This is a genomic window from Pseudarthrobacter adonitolis (assembly GCF_055412845.1).
This window is the reverse complement of the sequence record NZ_JBVAYW010000006.1, coordinates 159719-177037: the sequence shown is the minus strand read 5'-3', so window position 1 is coordinate 177037 and position 17319 is coordinate 159719. Positions and strand designations below refer to the sequence as shown.

Sequence of the window (17319 nt, the reverse complement as noted above, 5' to 3'; positions counted from 1 at the left end):
TTAGTGAACAGGAACCGGTGAAAGAGGAGTCTCAGCAGCGGCCAATGAAGCAGCAGATGAAACAGCAACTGTCTCTGAAACTGAAGAAGGATCCTTAGCCCGCTGAACGGCCCAGAAGATGCCTTCTGGAGTGGAAGGGCTAGGAAGTTCTACGGCTCCGTTGCTTGTGCTGAAGGCTGCAACAGCTTCACGCAAAGCCTCACGAACACTGAAGGCGAGCATGAAAGGTGGCTCACCCACGGCTTTGGAACCGTACACAACTCCACTTTCGGTGGCCTGCTCAAAGAGGTGGACATTGAATTCTGCAGGCATCTCAGAGAAGCTCGGCAGCTTGTAAGTACTTGCAGACTGGGTAGCAAGACGCCCACGGTTCGCCCCATCAGAAACATCCCAGCGGAGTTCTTCAAGAGTCAACCAGCCGGCACCCTGGACAAAACCGCCTTCGATCTGCCCGACGTCGATCAGCGGCGAAAGGCTGTCTCCGACGTCGTGAACAATATCAGTGCGCAATTGACGGTACGCACCGGTAAAGCCGTCCACCTCAACCTCGGAAACCGCAGCACCAAAGGAGAAGTACTTGAACGGCTCGCCACGCATCTTCACGGGATCCCAGTGCAGACCTTCGGTGCGGTAGAACCCGGCAGCCCAAAGCTGAATGCGCTGGAAGTAAGCGTCGCGAACCAAATCATTGAAAGCAATCTCTTGATCAGGACTACTGATAGCAGTGACCTTGCCCTGAGAGAAACGAATATCGTCAGGGTGCACGTTGAACTTGCGGGCAGCGGCTTCAGCCAGGCGTGTACTGATCTGATCACAAGCGTTCTTGATTGCACCACCGTTGAGGTCGGTACCCGAACTCGCAGCAGTTGCCGAGGTGTTGGGCACTTTGTCAGTACGCGTCGGGGCCAATTTAACGGCTTCCAACGGCACACCCAGAGCGGTTGCGGCAACCTGGCGCATCTTGCTGTGCAAGCCCTGGCCCATTTCAGTTCCACCGTGGTTGATCAGTACGGAGCCGTCCTTGTACACGTGTACAAGAGCGCCCGCCTGGTTGAACGCGGAGAAGTTGAAGGAGATGCCGAACTTCACCGGAGTGATAGCCAGGGCACGCTTAGTGTTCGGGTGTGCAGCGTTGAAGGCAGCGATCTGCTCTTTACGAGCCTTGAGATCAGAACGCTCAACAAGCTGGTCCCAAATGGTCACCAAGCGCTCTGCATGCCTTACCGGCTGACCATAAGGAGTGCTCTGGCCGGGTGAATAGAGATTACGACGGCGCAACTCGGCTGGATCCAGGCCCAAGAGTGGAGCGCAACGGCCTAAGAGATCCTCGATCACGATCATGCCCTGAGGGCCACCGAAACCGCGGTAAGCAGTCTGCGAAGTCTTATTGGTCTTCGCAATCCGGCCGTTGACCTTCACATTAGGGATCCAGTAGGCATTGTCAATGTGGCACAGTGCGCGGGCCAGAACTGGCTCGGAAAGATCAAGGCTCCATCCGCCGTCGCTAGTAAGCGTGGCCTTCAACGCCTGGATGTAACCATCCTTATCGAAGCCAACTTCCCAGTTAGCGAGGAAGGGGTGTCGCTTTCCAGTCATGGTGATGTCCTGGGTGCGGTTCAGGCGCAAGCGTACTGGACGTCCGGTAAGGGTTGCACCCAAAGCGGCAATTGCTGCAAAACCGTGCGGCTGCATTTCTTTACCACCGAATGCACCACCCATGCGGACACACTGAACTGTCACCTCATGGCTGTTCAAGCCAAGAACGTGAGCCACAATTTCCTGAGTCTCTGAGGGGTGCTGAGTACTTGACTGAACAAAGAGCTGCCCGCCCTCATCAACACGGGCATACGAGGCATGAGTCTCCAGATAGAAGTGCTCCTGGCCACCGAACTCCAGCTCGCCGCTGAAGCGGTAGGCAGAAGCCTCAAGGGCTGCATCGGCGTCGCCGCGGGTAACTGTAGGCCGGTGGCCCTGAAAACTCTCCGCTGCAATAGCTTCAGGAACGGTGATCAACGAGGGGAGTACTTCGAAGTCAATGGTGACTGCTTCGGCTCCCAGACGTGCTGCTTCAAGGGTGTCACCCAAAACCCAGCACACCGCGTGGCCATAAAACATGATCTCGCTGGGGAAGAGCGGCTCATCGTGCTTGATGCCTGCATCGTTGATGCCTGGCACGTCTGCAGCTGTAAGAACGCGGACAACGCCCGGGATCTCTAGAGCTGCATCGGTGTTGAGCGAGGTTATTTTGGCGTGGGCGACCGTGGCTTGAACAGGCCAGGCATGGAGCACATTCTGATCTTTGTAGTAAAGGTCATCTGTGTAGAGCGCGGCGCCGGTGACGTGCTGGGCAGCGCTCTCATGGGAGACGGAAGTTCCAACAACCGGGTTTGCGGGACGATCGGCCAGAGATTTCACTTGCTTACCTCCAACGTGTTGGCGGACTGGGTTTCCGCATAGAACTTGAGCATTACTTGTCCGAGCATGGTTGAGCGGTACTTGGAGCTGGCCCGGAAGTCATCAATAGGAGTACCTTCAGTGGCCATTGCAGCCGCAGCTTCGGCAGCTACCTCAGGAGTCCACTGCTTGCCAAGAAGAACCTGCTCGGCTTTTTGTGCCCGGATAGGTGTGGCTGCAACGCCGCCCAAGCCGATCTGGATGGAGGTGATAGTGCCTTCATCCAGCTGCATTGCAATACCGATGGCAACACTGGAGATGTCATCGAAGCGACGCTTAGCGATCTTGTAGAAGGCAGTTTTCTCCGCGAGGGGAAGCGGGATCTGCACCGTGCGGATGATCTCGCCGGGTTGTTTCACCGTCTGGCGGTATCCGGTGAAGTACTCGGAAAGGGGGACCGTTCGCTCGCCGTTCTTGGATGCCAGGACCAGGGAAGCGTTCAAAGCAAGCAGGGCCGGAGCTGAATCACCGATGGGGGATCCGGTGCCGAGGTTGCCACCAAAGCTTGCGGCGTTGCGGATCAGCCGTGAGGCGAACTGGGGGAATAGCTGGGCCAGCAGGGGAACTTTTCCGTTGAGTTCGCGTTCGATCTCTGTGAGGGTCAAGGCGGCTCCGATTTCGATCAAATCGCTGCCAATCCGGAGCTCCCGTAACGGCTCGAGCCGGTCAATGGCCAGAGCTAACGGAGGCCGGGTGTGCCGGATGTTTACCTCCACCCCGAGGTCGGTAGCACCGGCCACCAACTTGGCCTCAGGGTTCTGCGCGAGACGCTCAAAGAGCTCTTCCATGGTTTGTGGGCGAAGGAACTGTGCGCCGTCCACGGTGGTTTGAGTGTGCACAGCGGCCGGCGCGGGGCTGTCCTGGCGCTGCAAGAGGGGGTCGGTTTCCGTTGGGGCGCCGAGGGCATATGCCGCATCCCGGATAGGCCGATAGCCGGTGCAGCGGCAGAGGTTGCCGCTCAAGGAGTGCAGGTCGAAGCCGTTGGGCCCGCACTCGTGGTCGGTTTCGTGCTCCTCGTTGGGCGCTTCTGCACTGGCCTGCACGGTGTTGCCGGAAACAGTGTTGCCGGAACCGGAGGCGACCCGCTCGGGGCGGTAAAATTCGGCGGCCATGGAGCAGACGAAGCCGGGGGTGCAGTAACCGCACTGGGATCCTCCGCGGTCAGCCATTTCGCGCTGGACCGGGTGCAGCTCCTCTTTCACATTGGGGCTCGGTGCGGTACCGAGGCCTTCGGCGGTGATGATTTCCTGGCCGTCGAACGCCAAGGCAGGCGGCAGGCAGGCGTTCACTGATGTCCATCTGCTGCGATCGGTTCCGTCTGGCCGGGCTACCAGCACGGCGCAGGCACCACACTCGCCTTCGGCGCAGCCTTCCTTGGAACCGGTGAGGCCCTCTGACCGCAGCCAGTCGAGGAGCCGGGTATTCGGGTCCACGCCGTCACAGCCTCGGACTTGACCGTTAACGGTCACTTTGATTTCATCCATGTTTCACGCTCCTCAACGTTCCTCTTAATTCAAGAGGACCTCTCAACTACTGGCTTCTTTGCTCGTCAGTTCAGTGGTGTACAGCGGCGGTTCTGCTTGGCATCAGTCGTACGTGACCCGTAACACATAGGAAACTCTACACCTTTGTGGAAGATATTTTCCACAATCCGGATACGACGCATGCCAACACGGCAGGTTTACCATCACTGAGCCGACAGGCCGAGCGATGAAACGCTGACAGCGGCCTTGACCGGACCGACAAGCAAACATAGGCCGCCTGCGCCCAATCGATAGCAGACGGCGGCATCGCGGATCGCCGGACCCTAACCACCACGCGCGGGGCGTAGACCTGCCGGGAAGGCCAAAAAGCTGTCCAAAAAAGATGCTTGGCCACAGCTCGGCAGCCATGACGCCGGATGTCTACGCGGACCTCTTTGGCGCGGATCTGGACTCCGTTTCAGACGCCCTGGATCACGACGTCTTGCTGGCAAGTGTGCCCAAAACACTGATACGGGCAAGCGAAGGCCCCTGCTTTCCTTGTAAACAAAGGGAAGCAAGGGCCTTGCATTTCGCGGTGACGATGGAATTTGAAACCTCTCCCGCGCCTGGCCCGGCGCGGGAAACCCTTAGATTTCGGGGATTTTCACGCTAGATCATTGGTTTTTACCATGAATGTGGGCAGCATGTGGGCAAAGCGTGGGCGCTGCGGGGGGTTCTCAACGAAGCGGTCGTTCTGGAAGCGTTTTCCGGCGGGACTTTGATGCCGGTTTCCTTGGTGAAGTTATCCGCGGTGAGCCCGCTGCAGATCCTCCATCTGCGGATTGTTCACCATCAGGACGTTGACGGAGGTGCCTTCCCGCCGGGTCCCAGAGCTGGATGACGCCTTCCTCCACCGGCTTCAGGACCGAAACGGCCACCATGGACTTGGTGACACTGGCGACGTGCACCGGGTCGGTGACCTCGGCCGGCGTCGGGGTTTCAAGGCTGCGGACCCCGCCCGCCGACGAAAACCTCTCGCCATCGATCCGCGCCTCGATCAGGACTGCCGGGGCTCCAAGGTCCAGCATCCTTTTGCTGAATTCCTCCAGGATGGTCCTGTAGGTCACGGTCTCGCGGGTGACTTGCACAGGCGCCGGCGGCGCCGCTGTACAGCCTGTCAGCAAGGCTGTACAGCCCGTCAGCAAGACTGTCGGGCTGTACAGCCCGTCAGCAAGACTGTCGCGGCGGCGGCCAGAACGGCGGAGAGCCGGACCGGCAATGGGCGTTTCCGGGGCTCCGACATGTCATCACGTCCCTGCTGGGTCGGGAGACGCAGGAGCACGATCACGCAGGCTGCGCCGATACCGCCCATGTTCCTGCGTACGGGGGGCAACGGCAATCCCGGCTCCGCTGTGGTGAACGTCACGCGCTTCATGGGAAGAGGAACGGCGTGCTTGAAGTTACAACTATGGAAAGCAGACTGCCGGCCCATCATTTACGATGAGCGGGCCCAGCGAAAGGTACGCCATGACTATTGCCCACGAAGAAGCGGTTATCGATTCGGCCGCCGTCGACGCCATTTTTGCCGAGGCCCGCACAGCCAACTCCTTCACCGGCGAGGTGACCGAGGATCAGGCCCGCGCCATCTACGAACTCACCAAGTTCGGCCCCACGGCTTTCAACTCCCAGCCCCTCCGCGTGACCTACGTCCGCTCTGATGAGGCCCGCGCCACGCTCGTCGACACGCTGGCCAACGGAAACAAGGCCAAGACCGCCTCAGCACCGCTGGTTGCAGTCCTCAGCTACGACACCGCCTGGGCCGAGCAGTGGGACAACTTCCTCCCCGAGTACAACGCACCGAAGGCCATGTACGACGCCGCTCCCGACCTGGCCGCGTCCACCGGCAACAACAACGCCCACCTGCAGGCCGGCTACTTCATCCTGGCCGTACGGTCCCTCGGCCTCGCCGCCGGCCCGATGACCGGAGCCGACTTCAGCGCCATCGACGCCGCCTTCTTCCCCGCCGGCGACCAGAAGAGCTTCCTGGTGGTCAACATCGGCCAGGCCGGCGAAGACGCCTGGGGCGCAGCAAAGCCCAAGTTCAGCTACGAGGACGTTGTCCGCACCGTCTAACCTCGATTTTTCATGATGGTCGCTGATTCGCGCCAGCGGGTTGGCCGGCGGTTGCTTCTGTTTCGGGCAGTACTGTGTGGCCCGTTGGTTCGCTTGAGGTTGGTGCCGTTTCACGTCCGGTGATGGGGCTGTTCGTCGGGACAGGATCAGTGGCGGCTCGGCCGGGGGGCAGGTATGAGTTGTATGAGGCGTCCGGTCGTTCTCCAAGGCAGTTTCAGGGTCTTTCTCGGGCGCTGATTCCGGTAGCAGCAGCTGGTTGCGCGGGTGCGGGTGATAATTTTCCCGGTGGAGGGCGGGTGCGCCAGTTCCTGCGAGAGCTGGTGCACCCGTCCCTGGCGTCACGTGTCCAGGGGTACGAGCATGTCTCCGTGTGAGGGACTTGATGACCAGCTGGCGGATCCGACGATCAGATTTGCCAGATCAGTGACGTCGGAGACGACGACGGAAGCTCCAGCGCGAACCGCATCGGAGGCAGCCGTCGGATCCGGAGCAAGCGCCCACGTCGTACAGCCTGCGGCCACCGCCGACTTCACCCCGATCGACGTGTCTTCTACCGCGAGGACCGGCGAGGTGACGTTCACGAGTGCTTCCCGCGCGCGGGCATACACTTCCGGATCCGGCTTGCCTTTGCCGCATTCGTCGCTGGTGATCGTCGCATCAAAGGACTTGAAGAGATCATCCAGCATTTGCACGGCGACGTAGCCCGGGGCGCTCGTAGCCAGAGCTATTGGTACATTCCCCCGGAGGTGCTCTACGGCCTGACGCATTGCGGGAAACACCAGATCCTCTCCCCGGCAGCGTCGTAAGAAATCTCCATGGAGATAGGTCACAATGTCCTCGATCTGCCCGGGCGAAACCCGGTGCGCGATGAGTTCATCAAGAACGTCCCGGGAACGTCTCCCGGCGGACGTTGACTCGTAATTTCGGACCTCAGCCCAGGGGGCATTCGATGCGAACTCGAGCCAGACCTCGCGGTGGATCCTCGGTGTATCAAGGAGGACACCGTCCATGTCGAAAATGACTGCGCCCACGGAATTCATGTGGCGTTGTGTGCTGGTGTGCGGTTGATGTCGGACGAGGTTTCGTTTCCTTCCCCCTGGGTCTGCACGATGTGGTGGTACACGCGGGTGTAGTCGGCATTGCCGTCATTCCCTGCGGCAGCGGCAAAGAGCCCTGCCAGCGCCGCGGCGACAGGGGCCGGGACCCCGGAATTACCCGCCAATGCGTCCAGCAGGGAGACATCCTTGGCTGCCAGGCGCAGCGCAAACCCCCTAGCGGGAGGTTCACTTAGCATGGTTTTGCCGATGTCGGCAAGTCCGACTCCTCGTCCTCCGGTGGCCGAAAGCGCTTTGAGGAACACGTCGTGGTCCACGTCGAGGGCCCGAAGCACCGCCAGAGCTTCCGCCATTGCCGCAACCTGGGCGGTGAACAGCTCATTTGCTGCGAGCTTCGCGGCGTGACCTCCGCCGACGCGGCCCAGATAGAAGACTTTCCGACTGACGAGGGACAACAGCGGCATCAGCGGTCCGGCATCCGCCTCCGTCGCGCCCAGGAGCAGAAGTAGTGATCCGGTGCGGGCAAGCGGCGGATTTCCCAGCATGCCGGCATCTGCGAAGAGGACGCCGGCGCTGGCGAGCCGTTCCCCCACGTCTCGGGAAACGGTGGGGTCGCTCGTAGTGCAGTCGATGATGCCCTTAAGGCGCCGAGGCGCGGCCAATATCTCGGATCCGACTGCGGCGACTTCCTGCGGGCCGGGGAGGAATAGCAGCATCCAGTCGACTTCGTCGGCCATGGCCGCGGCAGATGTTGTGGCCGTCGCGCCAAGCTGGACGAGTCCGCTGGTTTTGCTAGAGTCTTCGTCGAAGACTATGACGCTGGCGCCGATTTCAAGGAGATGCTCCACAACGGGGCTGCCCATCGCGCCCAGGCCGAGAACGCCCACCCGGAAAGTCTGGCTCACTGGAATTCTCCCATCCGCGTCATGTCAGCGACTTCTTCCTCGATGGCATCGAGCGCGCGGACCCAGTCCTCGTCGGTGATGACCAGTGGCGGCATGAGCAGCAGTGTCGATGTATATGAGGACGGCTCGGCGAAAATCCCCCGCTTGAGAAGGCGGCTGGTGAGGTTCTCCATGGGGGGCCGGGCGAAGGGATTGCCGTTCTCATCGGTAAATTCGATGCCCATTTCCAGGCCCTTGCCCCGGACAGCAGCGACGCTCGGGTAGGTGGCGACGAGACCGGAGAACCGGTCGAGGCCCCGCTGCCCCAGGGTTGCCGCCCGCGCGACCAGGTCTTCGTCAGAGATGACATCCAGCGACGCATGGGCGGCCGCGCAGGCGAGCGGGACCCAGCCGAAGGTGGAGGAGAACCCCGGCCCGGCGACCGCCGCGGACAGCTCCTCCTTCATCAGTGCTCCCGCCATGGGAACCGCACCGGACGTGAGGGCCTTGGCGACGACAACGATGTCGGGATCCATCCCCCAGTGCTGGAAGCCGAAGGCGTGACCGGTTCTGCCGAATCCTGTTCCGACTTCGTCCATGATGATGAGCGCGCCAACCTCTCGGGCCGCCTGTTGCACAGCGGCGTAGAACTGGGCATCGCCGTGGATGACGCCAGGATTCGTGAAAATGGGTTCGAGCAGGATGGCTGCCGGCGCGGGTCCGCTCGCCAGCACCTCCCGCAGGGCTGCCGCGTAGTCCACCCCATTGGAGCGCAGTGCGTCCGGGATGGGGGCGTAACGGTGAAATTCGGTGCTGGGGACATCCACGGCATGGAGTTGCGGAACGCCGCCCGCTTGCATCGAACCCAGGGTTCCGCCGTGGTACGCCTCGGTGAATCCGACGATGGCCTGCCGACCGGTGGCCCGGCGGGCCACCTTGAGTGCCGCCTCGACAGCCTCGCTCCCGGTCGCACCGCAGAGCGCCTTGTATCCGCCGCCGAGCAGGTCGCTGAGCCTTTCGGCGACGCTGGAACGCCCGTCGTGGGTGCACCAGGGGGGCGAGAAGGACATCTGGCGCGCCTGCCGTACAACGGCTTCGACGACCCTGGGGTGGTTCCACCCGGTGTTTGCCACGTTCCAGCCGGAGGTGAGATCGAGAAGGCACCTGCCGTCGGCGTCCACGAGATAGGCGCCGTCACCGCCTTTGACGGCGACGGGAATCCGCGTCGTCGGGCGGGCGACGAATTCGCGGTCCCGGTCGGCGAGGGTTTTCGCGGAGCCGGTCGTTCCATGGATGTTATCCAGCACAGTTGACATGGGTACGTCACCTTTCGATTGGGAATAATTCGTTGCGGGGAACTTTCGTTGACGCCATGAAGCCCGAGGACCTGAAGATGGCGATCAAGCAGAGGAGAGAAAGCAGGCAGAGCATGAGGATGAACCAGGCGGCGGCCATGGCATTCACGGCGCCCATAAGCCAGCCGGCGACCACACCGGCAATAGTCGCGCTGAGGCACTTGGCCATGGCTGAGGCTGATGCCTGGGAGAAACCTGCCTGTCCCGGTTTTGAGTAATGCCTGACGACATTGACCTGCAAGGACGCCCACAGGGCGGCCGCCACGGCATGAGTCACGAGTGCAGCTGCCTGGAGCAGGATGTTGCCGTCTGCCACCATCAGGGCAAGCCAGGAGAGCGCCAGACATCCCATCGCGACCGCGTACAGGGGAACCAGTCCATGGCCGGGAATGATCTTTTGCACCAGCAGGAAGGCTGGCACTTCGAGCACCGCCAGCAGAAGCAGTGTGACGAACGGTGCGCCAGGGTGTGTGACACCGAGTGACTGGAATGCAGCCCCAGAAAAGACGAGGTAGACGTAGGCCGAAATCGGGATGGGAAGGCCGATCAGGACGAATAACACCACGGGTCGCTGGAGGCGCCATTGTGTTTGTCTCCGCTCGGGCGCCGTCACGTTGCCCGAAGAGCTGGCAATCAGAAGGTATCCGAAGAGAGCGCCGGCAAGAAGATAGACGGTTTCCAGTGTTCCGGTGATGACTCCCACGGATGCTGCCGCCAGGCCCAGCACCCAACCGCCCGTTCCAAACAAGCGAAGGCCCGGGTACTTTGCCATGAGCTGCAGCCGTTGTATGTGCGCCGATATGAGCGGTTCGATGCCTCCGCTTGAGGCTCCGAACAGGGCCAGGCTGATTGTCACAGCGAATCCACCGGAGGGCCCCCAGGTTGCGCAGATCCACAGAAGTGCGCATGAAATCGTCGCAACACCGGAGGCAAGGCGCATTCCGAGCCCGTTCGCCTTGTCGTCAAGGACGCCCCACATTGGAGCGAAGACCACAGCGGCGCCCGTCATGAGGCTGACGGCGCCACCGGTAGCGGCGGGACTCCAGCCCCATTGCGCGCAAAGGTAGCTGGTGGTGGGAATGACCAGGGCAGTCCCGGCAAACAGGGTCAGAAGCCGTGAGCGTACAAGGGGTTTACTCATGCGCCACCGTTCGGCTGTGTTCGGCGCCGCTGGCCATGCCGGCGTAGCCTTCCACCGGGGAGATCGGCGCTAGTGCGATGTCGGCCTCGTCTACGAGGTATTCGTATCCGGTCTCCTGAAATTTACGATCAGGATCCAGGCGCAGGTAGCGCTTCATCCGCTGCTCCCGGTCCGCGGCGTGCAGCATCTTCATGTGGTAAAGGTTCACGTCTGTCAGCAGGAAACGATCCGTTCCCAGAAACTGGGCGGGGTACCATTCCCCGTGCCACTGGGCCGGGTCGAACTGGTGATCAGATTCCAGGTTCCGGAAGATCGACACTTTCCGCTTCCGTCCCCAGACCCCGTCACAGCGATAATTATCGGGGCGGTCCCATATCTCCCGGAGTGGTTGGCTGATCCCGATTGCCCCTGATGCGTCCGCCACATCGGTCAAAAGGTTCCACTGGTTCCAGAGCCGGCTGTCCGGGCGCTCGTCGGCGTCGTAGGCGACGAACCAGCCCGCTCCCAGTGCCTGACCAGCAGTCACCAGCAGCTCGCGATTGCGCGGTTCGTTCCATTCCGTCTTTTCGTCCGGATGGATCCTGATGATTTCTGTGATGCAGGCAGCGGACGTGAGGATTTTCAGCGACTCGTCGGTGCTGCCGTCATCGAGTGCGACAACGCCATCGACATGCTGGCTTCCGCGAAAACTCTGCTCTCATGCGCCTGGGCCGGTCAGCGGCGTTCGGAGTGCCGACGAGCCTTCGATCGCGACCAGGACCGTCGCCTCACCGGTGCTGACCCGGTGCGGCTCGTGGGCGGAGATGCGGATGAGCTGGCCTGCGCCGGCCGTCAAGGCTCCCTCTCCCGTTTCGACGGTGCATCGACCGCTAAGGACCAGTAGCACCTCGTCGCTGTCCTGTGAGTGCCATGCTCCCTGGAGAATCCCTGCCCCGCTGTGAAGAACGACGTTTTCGTTGACCAGGGCGAGGTGGGCGTTGGTCCAGGACGGGGGAGCGGTCGGTTCTTTGCTTGCCAGACTCTCTTCGATGTCGTGCAGAACTGCCATTTTGTTCTCCGGTTCTATGCAGTGTTGGCTGGTGTGGTTCGGCGGAAGCTGCTGGGGGCGTCGACGGACGATGAGCGGCACTATGGCCGCTGTCAGCGCCGCGGCCGTAAGGAAAACACCCATGCTCCCTGGGTGGGACGTGACCGAGAGGAGTGCGGCAGGGATGCAGGCGCCGCCTGCCGCGCCGCAGGCGACCAGTAGGCCGACCGCTTTTTTGGCGTCCTGGACTTTGACCCGGGTCAGTCCGATTCCTAGAATCAGGGAGTACATCGGCCCCAGGCACACAATGGCCACGCCCGTCGTGACCAGAGCGGCCACGGGGTGGGCCTGCCTGAGGGCACCCGCCACGGCGAGGCCCGTCACGGCGATGGAGCAGGTGGAGATGAGGACCGCTGATGGCGTCACTGTGGTCTTGAGGACGAACCATGCTGCGTAACGGCCAGCGGCCATCAGGACCCAAAAAGCGGACGTTCCGGCTGCTGCAGCGGTGGCGTCCAGTGCCAGAGCTTCGGCGGGGATGACTGCGGACCATCCGGCGAAGATTGTTTCGACGCCGACGTACACGAAGAGGGCTGCCGACACCGGCGCCAGCAGGAGGAGCAGTGCTGTCGGGCGGGTTCTGGCGGGATCGGTCAAAGCGCCGGTCCCCTGCGGTCCGCTGCCGGTCTTTGGCGCAAAGAGGAAGAGGGCGGCCGTGGTCAGGTGGACGAGCGCGATCGATGCCAGCAGCGGGACCGCGTTCGCGCCGAGAAGCCCCGCGACGATAAGCAGGGGGCCGAGGGCCGCGACGAGGGCGACGGTTCCGGTTAGTGCAGACAGCAGGCTCGTGGTCCCCTCGCCGGCGACGACGCGTGCCATGATGCTCCCGCTGGCTTCGCACAGGCCGAACCCCACGCCCGCGGCCCCGGCCGATATCGCGAAGGCAGCACCGTCCGGTGCAGCGGCTATTGCGATGAGTGCAGCGAATTGAAGCAGCGATCCGGCGGAAAGCGTGGCGGCCGCGCTCGTCGCCCGCAGCAGAATTGACGAGAGCAGCACCCCGGCCATCAGTCCGAAGAAGAGCGCGGGTACGACGCCGAGGTATTCGGAGACCGGGCTGTTTGAGTTGTGGGCAGTCAAGGGGATGATCGCCGGAACTATCGATGTCGTGCCGCCCATCCCGGCGAAGGCGGTGAACAGCCCTGCTTTTTGTACCCGTTGTGGCAGGGCCGCGGTGTCCCGACCCGGTTCCGTCGTCTTCGAGGTCCGGGCCGGAGTTTTGAATTTGTCACGATTGCCGAGAGCCATGCACGTACCGATCCTTCCCCCAGGGCTGCCGGCCGCATGCGGCGGGCAGGTCATCTTTGACTGCTTCGTAATTTACTTACCAAGTTATGAGTGGATTGGTAAAAAAATTACCAGCAGGCTTGTTAGTCGTCAATGGCTTCTTTCGGTCCAGAAAAACGTTTCGTTTCGAGGGCCTGAAGGCCGTCATTCCGCGGCAGGACGCCCCCGCGGCGTCGCTGCGGGGGAAGTGGCGCAACCGGGCTTACGCCAGCTCGGCGGCGGCCTATTTTTGGTGCAGGGTTTCCGGTCAGGCGCCTGACGTGACGGCGGGGATGGCGGCGAGGAGCTCGCGGGTGTAGGCGGCTTGAGGGTGGTCAAAAATGTCGGTGGGGGTGCCGCTTTCGACGATGCGGCCGCGCTGCATGACGTGTACTGCGTGGGAAATCATTCGGACGACAGCGAGGTCGTGGCTGATGAAGAGGTAACTCAGGCCAAGCTCCTTTTGTAGCTCGGCGAGCAGGTCCAGGGTTTGAGCCTGCACGAGAACGTCGAGTGCGGATACCGCCTCGTCGAGCACGACGAGTTCGGGGGAAAGAGCCAGCGCGCGGGCAATGGCCACGCGCTGGCGCTGCCCGCCGGAGAGCTCGTGGGGCAGCCTGTCGGCCATGGTTGCTGGCAACGCAACCTGGTCCAGCAGCTCCAGGCATTTGCTGTGCCGTACGGTCTTCGTGCCCATCCGGTGGACCCGGAGGGGTTCGGTAACCGACTCTGCGATCGTGTATCTGGGGTCGAGCGACGCGTACGGGTTCTGAAATACCGGTTGGACGCGCCTGCGGAAGGCAAAAAGCTCACGTCTTCCCAGGGTCGAGACGTCGGTGCCGTCAAACAGGATCTGGCCCGAGGTGATGTCATCCAGTCCCAACATCAGGTTCGCCGTCGTTGATTTCCCGGAACCGGACTCCCCGACAATTGAGACAGTATGGCCACGCGGGATACTGAAGCTGATGTCGTCCACCGCGGTAAACGTGGTGCCTCCTCGGCCTCCGGAGCCGCGGATGGTGAAGGTCTTGCTCAGGTTGCGGACGTCGGCAATCTTCGCCGGAGCCGCTTCCATAGGGTGCGGGCCAGGCTCGACGCCGACGGCCGTATGCGTGACAATCGACCGGGAGGTCAGGCTGGGCGCTGCCATAAGGAGGCGTTGGGTGTAGTCATGTTGGGGATCATTCAGGATTTGGGCCGCGGGGCCCGATTCGACGATTGCCCCCTGCCGCATCACCACAATGGAGTCGGCTCGCTCGGCGGCCAGTGCGAGGTCGTGCGTGATCAGCAGCACGGCCGTGTCCATCCGTTCGGTAAGCTCCTCGAGCTGGTCGAGGATGCGCCTCTGTACGGTCACATCCAGCGCAGACGTGGGTTCGTCGGCGATCAGGAGGCTCGGTCGGCAGGCCAGACCCATGGCAATGAGTGCCCGCTGACGCATGCCACCGGAGAATTCATGGGGGTATTGGCTCAGCCGCCGCTCCGGCTCTGGAATCCCGACCATGTCGAGCAATTCGATGACCTGCCCGCGGCCGCCCTTGCCCAGGGAGCGCCCGTGGACCTCCAGGGCTTCGGCAATCTGGTCGCCGATTCGCATGAGCGGATTCAGGTTGGACATCGGATCCTGGGGTACGAAGCCGATCCGGGCGCCACGAATTGCCAGCATTTCTCGTTCCGTGGCATCGGCCAGGTTGCGGCCATCGAAGAAGATGTCACCGCCGATGATCCGTCCGTTCGCAGGAAGAAGCCGGTTGACGGCGGCGGCGGTAGTTGACTTTCCCGAGCCCGATTCGCCGACGACGGCAACTGTCTGTCCGGGGAACACCTCGAAGGAAACATTCTGAACCACAGCCAGCTGGCGCGCACCGGAGCCGAAAGCGATCGAAAGGTTTTGGATGGAAAGGAGCGGGGAAGGGGGAGTCATGGCGTGTGCCTCTCTGTTGCAGGGCTGCGGAAGACGTGGATGGCTGATGCGACGAAAGTGGCACTCATGGGCTGCTGCGTCCGATTTCGTCACCGGCTACTTCGAGAAGCTCCGCCCATAGTTCCTCTGTCACGACCGGCGCCCCGTCCACGAGCAGGCGGTTGCTGGCCAGCGCAAGGACTATGCCTCGGTCCGGCAGGAACCCGACAGCGCACCCCACGTGGCCGGGATGGCCGAGGACCGTGAGAGTTTCATCATTGATCTTCAGCCTGTAACGGCGGAATCCGAGCGCCTGCCCCGCATCCGGTCCAGCCGAGAAGAACTCCTCGGCGACTTCTGATCGCCACAGGGAATCGTGCTCCCGGTAGGCCGCCAGTGCGGCGGCGAACCGGAGGAGATCAGGAGCCGTCGAGAAGAAGCCCGCATGCCCCGAAACACCATCGAAGACGTGGTGGGCATTACCGTCCGCAACTTGTCCTCTTACCGGCTGACGGCGCCATCCGGAGAAGTCACTGCTGCTGAAGGGACCTGCGTAGGGGATATGGGAGTCGACAATCGCGGCTTCGATCCTGTCGTCGCGGGATCCCGTGGCCACGTTGGTACCGGCTGGCCGCGCATACCGGGTCGACTCGAGGCCGAGTGGTCGGGTGACCTGCTCTGCGGTGGCAGATGCGAGGTCCTGGCCGGCTGCGGCGGCGACTATTCGGCCCAGGAGAATGAAGCCGAGATCGGAATAGCGGCGCGCGGTCCTGGGTGCGCAGACCAGGGGAAGCGTTTCGACGAGGCGGTGGGCGTCCCCAGCGCTTGCAGCCGCGGCGTAGAGGGGATAGCACTCCTTGAGGATGATGGTGGCGGGGGCCTCCGGGCGGGCGTCCCGGAAGGATTTCGACAGCCGGCACGTGGGTTCGCCGAATTCCCGGCTTCGGGCCGGAGGTTTGCTGCCGGGAAGCCAGCCGTGATGGGCGTAAAAGGCGACGGAAGCTGCGTTGTCGGCGAAAACCCACAGGCTGGCCGATTCGGCGCCCACCTCCGCCAAAGAGGATTCCGCCCCGCGGAGCAGGCGGGATCCGATGCCGCAGCCCTGCGAGGACGGGTCAACGTAGCGCGACCAGATGATTCCGTGGCCGGGGTATTTGAGACCGTGCCTGACGACGCCGCGGATGGCGCCCGTACCGGCGTCAGCGGCGACGGTGATCTCTTCCTCAACGTCCTGAGTGGACAACACCCGTTCCCGCAGGGCACGAGGGCGTTCTTCCGTCATGCTCTGTAGGACATGGGGTGGCAGAACGCCCGAATAGCTGTCCCGCCAGCAGGAAAGGAACACTTCGACGATTTCTTCGAAGTCGGCCGCGGACGCTCTCCGAGAGGTGAGGGGCACGATCACCGCCTCTCTATCCCCGGCGGAGTGTCAGGGCCATGGGCGCTGACGTGGCAGGTGCTGGAAGGGTCAGCGGTCCGTTTCCAGGGGTGATGGTGCCGAGGATTCGGCCTTCCCGGGCGCCCGTTCCCGCAGGGACCGTGCCGGGCAGCCCGTGAGCGGTGCACCACCCGATGAGCGCGAAGGCAATTGCCTCCTTGTCATCGGCCGGGGCACCGTAGTCGTCCGATTGTGTAATGAGGACTCCGGGCAGCGCGCGCCGCAGTCCTTCCATGAGGACGCTGTTCCTGCATCCGCCACCGGAAGCGACCACGAGGTCGATTCCGTGCGTGCGCACGTCCCGGGCCACGGAGCGGACTGTCAGTTCGGTGAGGGTTGCTATCAGATCGGCGTCGCTGGGACGGGCACCGGCTGCCTCCAGGCTGTCCTCGACATAGGGGAGGTGAAAGTGTTCTTTGCCGGTGGACTTAGGAGCTGGCAGCCGGAAATAGGGGTCATCGAGGAGCACGTCAAGCAAGTCGGCGTCCACCGTGCCGGTGGCAGCAATCCTGCCGTCTGCGTCGTAGCCCTTATCGTTCAGGTCCCGGCCGACGACGACCGCGTCGATGAGCGCGTTGGCCGGTCCGATGTCGTAGGCGAACAGCTCCGACTCTCCGGAGACCACTGTCATGTTGGCGATACCGCCGAGGTTCAGGGCGGCGGCGGTACCGTGGTGGCCGGCCAGCAGCAGGGCGTCCAAGTACGACACCAGGGGCGCACCGTGACCGCCCGCCGTGATGTCCCGGACGCGCACATCCGACAGCACAGGTGTCCCGGTCGCTTCGGCGATCCAGGCTGGTTGTCCTATCTGCAGCGTTCCCCGCGCCTGCCCGTCCTCCACCCAGTGGAAGACCGTCTGACCGTGTGAAACGACAAGGTCTACGGGGCCGGCGTCGCGGATGACGTCCAGTGCCGCCTGCGCAAAGCATTGGCCGACCAGTGTGTCGAGTTCGCACATCTCGGCCAGGGTCGTGGCTGCTGGAGGAAGCGACTTGATGAGCCGAGCCCGGAGTGCCGGGGGGTAGGGCGTGCTGGTGGACTGCAGAACTTTTCCCGTCAGGTGTCCGTCGCGTTCATCGAAGTCCACGACGGCGGCATCGATTCCGTCGTGGGAGGTTCCCGAAATCATCCCTAGAATTC

General features: G+C 62.6%; 13 protein-coding genes. 1 reads left to right on the top strand and 12 read right to left on the bottom strand.

What is annotated here, in order from left to right; translation table 11 throughout:
* From xdhB to ACZYZ4_RS09255, 3 genes are all read right to left on the bottom strand, one after another.
* Entirely contained in the window at positions 1-2415 is a 2415-nt protein-coding gene (gene xdhB, locus ACZYZ4_RS09265) for a xanthine dehydrogenase molybdopterin binding subunit (protein WP_463860165.1), read from the bottom strand.
* The gene (locus ACZYZ4_RS09260) at positions 2412-3938 is read right to left on the bottom strand and encodes a xanthine dehydrogenase small subunit (RefSeq protein ID WP_463860163.1); all 1527 of its coding nucleotides are present in this window, start codon (positions 3936-3938) and stop codon (positions 2412-2414) included. Before ACZYZ4_RS09260 ends, xdhB begins: the two co-directional genes overlap by 4 nt.
* 716 nt (positions 3939-4654) lie before the next feature.
* Complete coding sequence (locus ACZYZ4_RS09255) at positions 4655-5044, bottom strand: serine hydrolase (RefSeq protein WP_463860161.1); 390 nt, start codon at positions 5042-5044, stop codon at positions 4655-4657.
* 400 nt (positions 5045-5444) lie between these two features.
* On the opposite strand from ACZYZ4_RS09255, the gene ACZYZ4_RS09250 reads away from it, so the two are divergent.
* Positions 5445-6050: a malonic semialdehyde reductase gene (locus ACZYZ4_RS09250; protein ID WP_463860159.1), complete on the top strand. Its 606-nt coding sequence runs from the start codon at positions 5445-5447 to the stop codon at positions 6048-6050.
* A 338-nt stretch (positions 6051-6388) separates the two neighbouring features.
* Here the strand turns inward: ACZYZ4_RS09250 and ACZYZ4_RS09245 are convergent, their stop codons facing one another.
* From ACZYZ4_RS09245 to ACZYZ4_RS09205, 9 genes are all read right to left on the bottom strand, one after another.
* Complete coding sequence (locus tag ACZYZ4_RS09245; RefSeq protein ID WP_463860157.1) at positions 6389-7090, bottom strand: HAD family hydrolase; 702 nt, start codon at positions 7088-7090, stop codon at positions 6389-6391.
* Positions 7087-8010 carry an NAD(P)-dependent oxidoreductase gene (locus ACZYZ4_RS09240; protein ID WP_463860155.1) on the bottom strand — a complete coding sequence of 308 codons (924 nt, stop codon included), beginning with the start codon at positions 8008-8010 and terminating at the stop codon, positions 7087-7089. Before ACZYZ4_RS09240 ends, ACZYZ4_RS09245 begins: the two co-directional genes overlap by 4 nt.
* A complete protein-coding gene (locus ACZYZ4_RS09235; protein ID WP_463860154.1) occupies positions 8007-9305 on the bottom strand; it encodes an aspartate aminotransferase family protein in 1299 nt (432 codons plus the stop codon). The genes ACZYZ4_RS09240 and ACZYZ4_RS09235 overlap by 4 nt, the downstream gene beginning before the upstream one ends.
* A gap of 7 nt (positions 9306-9312) precedes the next feature.
* On the bottom strand, positions 9313-10485 hold the full coding sequence (locus ACZYZ4_RS09230; protein ID WP_463860152.1) for an MFS transporter: 1173 nt from the start codon (positions 10483-10485) through the stop codon (positions 9313-9315).
* Positions 10478-11011, bottom strand: coding sequence for a hypothetical protein (locus ACZYZ4_RS09225; protein ID WP_463860150.1), 534 nt, complete (start codon positions 11009-11011; stop codon positions 10478-10480). The genes ACZYZ4_RS09230 and ACZYZ4_RS09225 overlap by 8 nt, the downstream gene beginning before the upstream one ends.
* Positions 11012-11182: 171 nt before the next feature.
* Complete coding sequence (locus ACZYZ4_RS09220; RefSeq protein ID WP_463860148.1) at positions 11183-12820, bottom strand: cupin domain-containing protein; 1638 nt, start codon at positions 12818-12820, stop codon at positions 11183-11185.
* A 286-nt stretch (positions 12821-13106) separates the two neighbouring features.
* Positions 13107-14762, bottom strand: coding sequence for an ABC transporter ATP-binding protein (locus ACZYZ4_RS09215; protein WP_463860146.1), 1656 nt, complete (start codon positions 14760-14762; stop codon positions 13107-13109).
* A gap of 64 nt (positions 14763-14826) precedes the next feature.
* The gene (locus ACZYZ4_RS09210; RefSeq protein WP_463860144.1) at positions 14827-16023 is read right to left on the bottom strand and encodes a GNAT family N-acetyltransferase; all 1197 of its coding nucleotides are present in this window, start codon (positions 16021-16023) and stop codon (positions 14827-14829) included.
* 130 nt (positions 16024-16153) lie between these two features.
* A complete protein-coding gene (locus ACZYZ4_RS09205; protein WP_463860142.1) occupies positions 16154-17308 on the bottom strand; it encodes an anhydro-N-acetylmuramic acid kinase in 1155 nt (384 codons plus the stop codon).
* Between the last annotated feature and the right edge of the window lie 11 nt (positions 17309-17319).